The 9,729-nt window shown below is 49.8% G+C and carries 5 protein-coding genes and 1 tRNA gene; 2 read left to right on the top strand and 4 right to left on the bottom strand.

The genetic code is table 11. The annotated features are described in order from the left end of the window. From ACOJTG_RS12940 to ACOJTG_RS12930, 3 genes are all read right to left on the bottom strand, one after another. A partial coding sequence (locus tag ACOJTG_RS12940; protein WP_420154202.1) for a TonB-dependent receptor occupies window positions 1-2,593 on the bottom strand: 2,593 nt, incomplete at its 3' end. Continuing rightward, window positions 2,590-3,282, bottom strand: coding sequence for a hypothetical protein (locus ACOJTG_RS12935; RefSeq protein ID WP_420154201.1), 693 nt, complete (start codon window positions 3,280-3,282; stop codon window positions 2,590-2,592). The genes ACOJTG_RS12940 and ACOJTG_RS12935, both read right to left, overlap by 4 nt. A gap of 754 nt (window positions 3,283-4,036) precedes the next feature. Further along, window positions 4,037-4,888 (bottom strand): sugar phosphate isomerase/epimerase family protein, encoded by an 852-nt coding sequence (locus ACOJTG_RS12930; protein ID WP_420154200.1) that lies wholly within the window; start codon window positions 4,886-4,888, stop codon window positions 4,037-4,039. 216 nt (window positions 4,889-5,104) lie between these two features. Here ACOJTG_RS12930 and ACOJTG_RS12925 point away from each other — a divergent pair, with 216 nt between their 5' ends. Then, a complete protein-coding gene (locus ACOJTG_RS12925) occupies window positions 5,105-8,521 on the top strand; it encodes a ThuA domain-containing protein (RefSeq protein WP_420154199.1) in 3,417 nt (1,138 codons plus the stop codon). Between the two features lie 206 nt (window positions 8,522-8,727). After that, window positions 8,728-9,540 carry a porin family protein gene (locus ACOJTG_RS12920; RefSeq protein ID WP_420154198.1) on the top strand — a complete coding sequence of 271 codons (813 nt, stop codon included), beginning with the start codon at window positions 8,728-8,730 and terminating at the stop codon, window positions 9,538-9,540. 66 nt (window positions 9,541-9,606) lie between these two features. Here ACOJTG_RS12920 and ACOJTG_RS12915 read toward each other — a convergent pair. Continuing rightward, window positions 9,607-9,680 (bottom strand) — tRNA-Asp (locus tag ACOJTG_RS12915). Window positions 9,681-9,729: the final 49 nt, after the last annotated feature.

Here is a 9,729-nt window from a genome sequence, read left to right as displayed (position 1 = left end):
GATTCCCCTCAATATTGATTCCAAAATCGGCCCGGATGTAATCGGGAATTCGATTCTGGTTGCGGTCGGCGTAATACGGTCGCACCACCCCTTCCATCATGTACTTGCCCACGGGCGGCGTATAGGGTCGACCCGTACTGTAGGTAAAATTGAAGGAAAAGCTCAATCGGCGATTGACTTTATAATTACTGATCAGGCTGAAGTCGTGCGGTTTGTCGTAGTTAGCCGGATAGAATTTGCCCCGGTTCGGTGCATCGGGCAAGGAAGGATCGCTGGCCCGTAGCAAGGTCCGCGAGTAGGTATAACTCGCCCAGCCATTGAGTTTGCCACGTAATTTCTTCAACAGTACCTCGACCCCGTACGCCTGACCAATCGTCGAAATCACCGCCGTTTCGATTTGCTTATTCAGAATCAGCGAATCGCCACTTTTGTAATCCAGTACATTTTTGAGGTCTTTGTAATAGCCCTCCACGGACAACTCAATCACGCCCGCCCGCAGGTTTTTGTATACCCCCAGCGAATACTGCGTGCCCTGTTGGGGCTTGAGGTACGGATCACTCAACTTCCAGACATCCGTCGGTGAAATGGCCGCCGTATTCGATAACATTTGAATGTACTGCCGCGTCGTATTAAAGCCCGCTTTGACCGACAAGGTCGGCGTAGGCATGTACCGCAGCGAGAACCGGTACTCGGGTCCCATGTAATGCTGAATGATCGCTCCCGAGCCGTAGGACCGAAAGCCCGTGATGTATTGCTTGTCGAAGGGCAGGTTTTCGGCGTACTGGGCTACCTGCTTCGGACCGAGGTACTGAAACATGGATACGCGGAGGCCTCCCGTAATGGCCAGCTTCGGAGTAATGTCGTACCGCTCGGAAAAATACAGAGCCGTTTCCAGTCCCTGTTCGGACTGAACCTCCTCGGGCTTCACCAGCGAAGCCTCGCCTTTCGGGAAAAACGATCCCGGATAGACTTTGTACAAAATGCTACTGATCCCCATATCCATCGTATGACGGGTATTGGGAATGTAACTCAGATCCGCCTTGACGTTATACTGACGAATACCGAATTTGAGCTGGTAGGCGTTTTCGGGGAATTGATCCCCCTGAATATCGTAGCGATAGCGACTGTAAGAAGCCGTGAACGTTCCGAACAGCTTGGGGTGGAAAATCCGTTTCCACTTTAGAGCAGCCAACTGACTCTGGTAACGATACACCGTATCACTGTTGAATTTGAACTGATCGTTGCTGAGGTAGCCCGTCAGAGTCAGACTATTACGCTGATTAATTTCGTGATTGACCTGTACGTTAACGTCGTAGAAAGAGGCCCGACTCCGATTGTACCGTACGTCGGATACCTGTTGGAGCAACCAGTTGGAATACGACGAACGACCGCTCACCATAATTGAGGTTCGTTCCTTGATGATGGGCCCTTCGAGTGTTAACCGGCCCGTCAGCAGACCAATGCCTCCGGAACCAGCGAATTTCTTTTTATTGCCCTCCCGGGTCGTAATGTCCAGTACCGACGACAGACGACCTCCCAGGCGAGCGGGCATATCGCTCTTGTACAGTTCGATTTCCTTGAGAATATCAGGATTGAAGGCCGAGAAAAAGCCAAACAAGTGCGAAGGATTATACACCGTAGCATCATTGAACAAGATCAGGTTCTGATCCGTGGACCCGCCGCGTACGTTCAGACCCGTACTGCTTTCCCCCACTGATTTTACTCCCGGTAGCGTCAGTACTACCCGTAGAGCATCGGTTTCGCCGAAGGCCGTCGGTACCTGCTTCATGGTGGTAATGGTCAGTTTGGATACGCCCATCTGATTACTGGATACGGTGGCATCCAGATCAGACTTGACCTGAATTTCCTTCAAAGCCACGATGTTCTCGATGAGTTCGATGTTCAGCTTACCGTTCGAATACAGGACAATCTGTCGGTGCCCTTCCCGCATCCCTACACTTCGAACTTTCAAGGTATGCCGTCCCCGGGGTAAAGTCAGCGTATAGTAACCCAGAGCATCCGTGGCGACGCCAATGGACGGCTTTTCGATGAATACGGCCGCTCCGACTACGGGTTCGCCCGTTACGATGTTTCGAACGTAACCGCTCACGGTCGCGACACCTTCCCGAATGCGATAGGTTTTCACGCCAATATCGTAGACCTTATTTTCGGCCGTTGAGAGCAGACGAGCGGTGATTTCGCGGTCGTGAAAGCTGTAGGAAATGCTAGTATCTACGTCCTGATCTACCTCGAATACACCGATGGGCAGGGAGGTAATGATGGGTCGCTCTTTGGTAATGAAAACGTGATGCCGGGCGTCGATGGCGAATTTCAGGTCGGTTTCCCGGAGTACTTCCGTTAGAAAGTTCGTCAAGGGCTGGTTACGTACCTGAGCCGTAATTCGCACGCTATCCGTGTCGGCTTTGGTATAGTAAAAATAATAGTTCGAAGAAGCTTCCAGCGTTCGTACCAATTCGTCGAATTTCAAATCGGTACAACTGCCGTTAACGACCCGTCCGTCAAACGTTAATTGTCCGAACGAACGCGATTGAAACACCAGTAAAAGAAAGATGCAGAATAAAAGTGCTCTCATTTGATCTGATCGTAATAAGCGACTACGTTGCGAATAGCGTTCTCCCGGTCCTCTCTAAAATTCAGGGTACGGGCGTATTTTCGAAGCTCTTTTTTACGATCGCTCAAGGCCGTTAAAACCGATTTTTTGCTATTTACCGGAATGTACTGATCGCCTTTTAAGAGGAAGTAATAATCGTGAGGAGTATAAATAATCAAAACGCGTTGCTGTGACAAATCTTCCGTTCGATCTTTCGTTCGTTTACAAAAAATTTTCGTTTTTCCGTCGTACAGCCGTTCATAAAAACCGGGTTTTAATCCCTGCCGAATGCGTACAAAGGCATGCGTTCCAATGGTTACATTTTCGAGTAAACTCTGGTCAAGAATAATGCGATGTAAGCCGTCATGATTTCGCAGAATGAATAAATCCCGGTTAAGATCATACAGTAGCGGCAAGTCATCATAGCGAATGCCTTCGTACGACAGAGACGCTGACAACCAATCCATTGACTCAAAAAACTGATGACCTTGGGGGCGGAACTCCTGGATAGTGTATTCTTTACCATTGTAATAACTAGCCGAAGTACGGGTGGCTTTCTGGTAAAGTTGTTGGGCATAGGCCGAAGCTGGAGGCGTACTAGCCTGACTGTACCCATCGGTCAGATGGCCCGTCAGAAAGCATAGAAAAACCATCCAGTAGACCTGAGGCATATTCGTTTTATACTAAGGTTTAGAAGCTGTATTTTCGCCAGTTCACTGGCTTTTGAATGTTCGAATGTAAGTAATTTTACGAGAAGCTGTACACCTGCTTCTTTGATTAGCGATACAAAAGCTCTTTCCTGCGACGCTTTATCACACGTTTTGTAATCGAATTACTGTACGATAAAAAACACGTAATTGGCCCATTGATATTTGTTAAAAATCTTTTCGTGAATCGTCTGCTAACTCGATACGTTCTAGTTCTTTAACTTGCTTTTGCATGCTCTAAGGCTTGTCCTTACAACTGATACTCACCGCAGTGTTCTTCTTCCTAGGTTATTTCTCCGTTTTAGACCAACTGTCAGGATGATTTGCCCTTGATCACCAGCTATCATCACCTATAAAAAGTGAATTAGGTGCCCCCATGGTTGTGGGTGACGCTATGCCAAACACCAACAACGGTACTAACAATATAGGTATCAAAAACAGCGGTACTACCCGCTATTGGAGGTCTGGAACACGAACGAAATGGGGCCTATCGTTTAGCGTATATTCTGATCCGTGAAAAGATAAATTCTGCGTAGGATCAAGTTAATTCGTCTTATGAAACCCAGTTGAAAGATACTTTTCACCTAGTCATGAAAAGCTTCCCGCCGATGTCTAGTACTGAGCTAAACGAAAAGGCTTGCAGGAACTGACATTCTAGCAAGCCCTTAACCCCATTGTTTTTAGTATTTGGAGTACTCGCCTGATTACCCTCTACTTGTCAGTTATACTTCTCCACCATCTTCCGCATAAACTCCAGACTGCCCTTCGCCAGTTCTTCTGCTCCGTACCGGGACGGTCGCCAGAGCGACGTAGCCGAAGCCATGCCTTCGACCTGGGAGGAAAAGTTTTCCAACACCAGCGGGCCGCTGTAGTTGATTTCCGATAAAGCTCGGAACAGATCGTCCCAATGTACGTTGCCTTCGCCCAGCATCCCCCGGTCACTTTCCGTCATGTGTACGTGCCGCAAGTGGTTACCCGCCTGAACTACAGGTTCGTAGAAATTACGCTCTTCAATATTCATGTGAAAGGTGTCCAGGTGCAGGGCCAGATTGGGATGGTTTACTTTCGCAAGCATCGTTAACACTTCCCCGGCAGATGTGCAAACGTAGCTTTCGTACCGATTGATGGGTTCAATGGCTACGGTTATCCCTAATTGAGCGGCGTAATCGGCTACGTCGGCCCATACTTCGCATACGGTTTGTTCCTCGGCTTCGGTACGGGGCTGTCCGGTGAATACGCCGATAGCCGCGTGCAAAACGCCCACCAGTTGGGTTGCTCCTACCCCGGCTGTTTTCTCAAGAGCCGTTTTGATTAGTTGTGTCGCTTCTTTGGGGTGAAAGGGAATGTGGTACGGCTTCGACAAATTCAGGCCGCACACGACTCCAATCCCCGCCTGACGAAGCTGGGACTTCACCGTTGGGGGATCAAACTCCATACTAGTCGGCAAGAGGATTTCCAGCAGATCAAAACCAGCATTAGCCGTTTGGGTAATGGCGTATTTTCCGGATTCAGCCGTCCAGACGGGATGTACCCAGGACAGCAGCGAAGCTCCCAATTGAGATTGTATCATGTCGCGATTGATTCGTAAATAGGCGGCAAGATACAGGAAGTCGTCCACAGATATACTCCTGCCAAAACTCCAATCCTTATTTTCACGTTTTAGTTATGATAGTATTATTTAGATTAAAAGTTTAACATTACTCACCTTAAAAGCTTGAAATCAACACCATCTTCCCGAATTTGCACGCTTATTCGATTTCTCCATCTTTCTAATCTATTTTATTCCATGAGCGTATCTACTTGGCGACGCCTGCTAGTGCTGGGGCTGTTGTGGTTGCCTACCCTAGTTTGGGCTCAGAATCTCGACAATCCGCTGAAGGGTCAGCGGGTACTGGTTTTCTCTAAAACGGTGAAGTTTCGGCATAGCTCCATTCCTCAGGGCATTCGTTGCGTAGAGGCTTTGGGCCGTAAGCACGGCTTCACGGTGGATGCTACCGAAAACTCCACCGCTTTCACCGAAGACAATCTGAAAAAATATAAAGTCGTCGTCTTCCTGAGTACAACGGGCGATGTGCTCAACGACAGCCAGCAGGCTGCTTTCGAGCGGTACATTCAGGCGGGTGGTGGCTACGTGGGTATCCACGCGGCAGCCGATACGGAATACGACTGGCCCTGGTACGGGAAAATGGTCGGTGGCTGGTTTCTCTCCCACCCCGGCAATCCGAACGTGCGGACGGGCGACATGACCGTTCGCGATAAAAATCATCCGGCCACGGCGGAATTACCGACGACGTTTAAACGGACGGATGAATTCTACGATTACAAAAACGTGAATCCCGACATCAAGGTGCTGATTACGGTAGACGAAAAATCGTACGGAGATGCGAAGATGAATGCCGGGGAGAATCACCCGATGGCCTGGTACCACGAATACGACGGAGGCCGAATTTTCTACACGGCTTACGGCCATACGGACGAAACATTCATGGAGCCCTTGTTCTTGCAACACCTTTGGGGCGGCTTACGCTGGGCCGGAGCTGGGATGCCCGTCGATTACAAAAAAGCGAAAACGCAGCGGGCTCCCGAAGAAAACCGCTTCTCACGCGAGGTACTCGATGAAAAGTTGTACGAACCCACCGAGCTGGCGGTACGCGACGGCAAAGTATTCTTCACGCATCGCCGGGGCGAGATTCGTTACTACAACCCCAAGAATTCACCCAAGGTAAAAACGCTCGATACGGTCAGCGTTTTCTCGACTTTTGAATACGGTTTGATGGGCCTGAATCTGGACCCGAAGTTCGAAGAAAATCACTGGATGTATCTATACTATTCGCCCTCGGCCAGCCATTACGGAGCCGATACGGCGAACCGACTGGTACGGGTGAAATTCAACCCCACGCAGGAAACGATTGACTGGAAAACCGAACAGGTGCTGCTTCGTGTGCCCGTGAAACGTTCGGGCTGCTGCCACACGGGTGGTTCGATTGAATTCGATAAAGTCGGTAACCTCTATCTTTCAACGGGTGATGATACCAACCCTTTCGATTCCGATGGATTTAGTCCCAGTGACGAACGCCCCGACCGCCGGGGCTGGGATGCCCGGGCAACCTCTTCCAATACGAATGACTACCGCGGAAAAATTCTGCGTATTAAGCCGAACGATGATGGTACCGCGGGGTACAGCATTCCCGCCGGTAACTTGTTTAAACCCGGCACTGACAAAGCCTTACCCGAAATTTACGTCATGGGTAACCGGAACCCATACCGGATTTCAGTAGACAAACACACGGGTTATTTGTACTGGGGCGAAGTAGGCCCCGACGCGGCGAACAACATTGAAGGTCGCGGTCCACGGGGGCACGACGAGGTAAACCAGGCTCGGCAAGCCGGATACTTTGGCTGGCCGCTGTTTGTGGCGGACAACCGGGCGTACAACCGTTATAATTTCGAAAAGAAGCAATCAGGAGAGAAGTACGATCCGGCTAAGCCCATTAACGATTCGCCGCACAACACGGGCCTGAAGGAATTACCACCTGCTCAAAAACCCATTATCTATTATCCGTACGCCGATTCACCAGAGTTTGGCGAAATCGTGGGCAAAGGCGGTCGTAACGCGATGGCTGGCCCGGTTTTCTACGCGGAAGATTACGACGCCAATTCTAAAGTACGATTCCCGGACTTTTATCAGGGAAAATTCTTTGCCTACGACTGGGTTCGGGATTACATCAACGTTGTAACTCTGAAGCCCAATGGTGATCTCCAGAGCATGGAACGTTTCCTGCCGGACTGGAAATTCTCGCACCCGATTGACATGCAATTCGACCGGGATGGTTCCTTGTACATGCTGGAATACGGCCCGAACTGGTTTGCCCAGAACGATGACGCCCGCCTGACGCGGATTACCTACAACGCGGGTAATCGTCCGCCCGTAGCCATGGCCAGTGCCAGCAAAACGGCCGGAGCCGCTCCGCTACAGGTAACGCTCTCCAGCAAAGGTTCCATGGATTACGACGGCGATGCGTTGCGATACGAGTGGACCGTAAACGGTAAAAAATTCACTACGCCAACCGCCTCGTATACGTTCGCGAAGCCGGGCATCTACAAGCCCGTCTTGAAAGTAACGGACGCGGCCGGAAAGGTCAGCCAGAAAACACTGGAAATTCAGGTTGGTAATGAATTGCCGAAAGTAGAAGTAGCCGTGAAAGGCAACCAGACGTTCTACTTCGACCAGCAGCCTGTAGCTTACGAAGTGAAAGTATCCGATAAGGAAGATGGCTCGCTGGCCAACAAAAAAATCGCAGCAGAAGATGTAAACGTAGACATCAATTTCCTGGAAGGGTACGACAAAACCGTCATTGCCCAGGGTCACCAGATGAATACGAGCTTCTCGACGGGCAAACGCCTCATGGAGCTTTCGGACTGTAAAGCCTGCCACGCCATTGACAAGAAATCCATTGGCCCCGCGTACCGCGATGTAGCGAAGAAGTACAAAGGCAAGAATGCCGAAGCGAAACTGGTGGCAAAAGTAATTAACGGTGGTGCGGGCGTATGGGGCGAACAACCCATGAGTGCTCACCCCCAGCTTTCGAAAGCCGACGTTAGTGAAATGGTGAAGTACATCCTCAGTTTGACGGACGACAAGAAGAAGAGTCAGCCGTTGAAAGGTAACTACACGCCGGAGGACAATGGCAAGAATGGTACGTACATTTTTGCCGCCAGCTATACGGATAAAGGCAATGGTAGCATTGCTCCGCAAACCGCCCAACAGGCCGTAACGCTACGGAGTGCAAAAGTACCCGCTCTAAGCAATGATGTATCCAAGTACATTCAAACGTCGAAGTCCAAAGAACTGAAGAAAGATCTGGCCGTGGCGACAACGAGTGGTAGCTATCTGGGATTCAAGAAAATCGATTTGTCGGAGATTACGTCTGTGGTCTTTAACGCCTATACCGCACCCGGCAAAGCCAGCGGCGGTCAGGTCGAAATTCGCCTGGGCTCCCCCACCGGAAAGCTGATTGGTCAGACGAGCATTCGGGAGACCGGTCAAATTCAGGCTCCGCTCACGGGCGTGCCCACTACTGGATTGACGGACGTCTATTTTGTATTCCTCAATCCCGATGCCAAAGATGATCAGGACCTGTTTGCTCTGGACACCATCGAGTTTCAGAAAAAACGGACCGAACACTCATCAATGGGTAAATAAGGTACCATTCCATTGATTTAAATCCGGGCGAAGCATTCGTCCGGATTTTTTTATTTCAAACCGTTTACTAATAAACCAAAGCAGTGACTGACTGATTTACAACCTATTATCTTTCACAACCTTTCTACTCCATCCATTCTGTTTCAGCAAGGGTTTTGGTTTGGAATCGTTTTTTAAGTGTTTTTCCTCATAAATCCAACTCGCTTATGAAACGTTTCTCTCTCATAGCCCTTCTTTTGTTCACGGTAGTTTCTTTCGCAGAAGCTCAATCGTATCGACGGTATTCTCCGTATGATCGAGATTATTCCTCCTACGACCGCCGGTCTTCCGATCGTCGGTACTCTTCAGATGACCGCCGGTATTCGTCTTATGATCGTCGGTACTCCTCATATGACCGTCGTCCCCGGTATGATCGCTATTCGTACTCCCGTTCCCGGTATAAAAAAGAAGATTATCGGGGTCGCAGTTATCTGGGCGTTAAAGCCAGCGGTAATCACTCCTTACTGATCAACAAAACGCTTCCGGTGGAATTGGGGCTGGCTCCCGAATACGATGGCGGGCTGGTCTTTAATTTCTCGCTGGGGAACGTACTTTCCTTACAGCCAGAGATTCTGTACAGTCGAAACTCACTGGTTACCTACAGCCGGGGTGGCGATTTAAAAACGACTACTTCCAGTATTGATGTGCCGGTATTGTTCCGGTTCTCGTTCGGCAATAAAACGCAATTTTTCATCAATGCCGGTGCAGCAGCCCGTTACGCCTTGGAAACGAAAGAACGCTTTGCCGGAGGAATGGAACAAACCACTGATTACGAAGGCCAGGATTTTGATCAACGCACGACTTATGGAGCTGCAGGAGGTATGGGTATTGCCCTGAATAGTTACGGAGGGCAGTTTTTCATCGAAGCTCGCGGCTACTATCCCATGGGTAGTTTCCGGGACGGCTGGCTGGAAGGGAGCGAAAACCGTCGCCTGAACGTAGGACTTTCGCTGGGGTATCTGGCACGGTTCGGTCGGTAGACTCATCCCGAAACGAAACAAGAATAAAATCAAAAAGCCTGATAACTTGCGTTATCAGGCTTTTTGCGGTCCGGACGGGGCTCGAACCCGCGACCCCCTGCGTGACAGGCAGGTATTCTAACCAACTGAACTACCGGACCATTCTCTTTGTTCTGACGACTTATCCGTCGAACTGGGTTGCAAATATAA

Source organism: Siphonobacter sp. (genome assembly GCF_048595215.1).
In the GTDB taxonomy this organism is placed as follows: domain Bacteria; phylum Bacteroidota; class Bacteroidia; order Cytophagales; family Spirosomataceae; genus Siphonobacter.
This window is presented reverse-complemented; position numbering and strand designations above follow the sequence as displayed.

Excerpts from the sequence above, each read along its gene's own strand:
- ACOJTG_RS12935 (WP_420154201.1), bottom strand. The coding sequence starts at position 3,282 with ATGCCTCAGGTCTACTGGATGGTTTTTCTATGCTTTCTGACGGGCCAT.
- ACOJTG_RS12930 (WP_420154200.1), bottom strand. The coding sequence starts at position 4,888 with ATGATACAATCTCAATTGGGAGCTTCGCTGCTGTCCTGGGTACATCCC.
- ACOJTG_RS12925 (WP_420154199.1), top strand. The coding sequence starts at position 5,105 with ATGAGCGTATCTACTTGGCGACGCCTGCTAGTGCTGGGGCTGTTGTGG.
- ACOJTG_RS12920 (WP_420154198.1), top strand. The coding sequence starts at position 8,728 with ATGAAACGTTTCTCTCTCATAGCCCTTCTTTTGTTCACGGTAGTTTCT.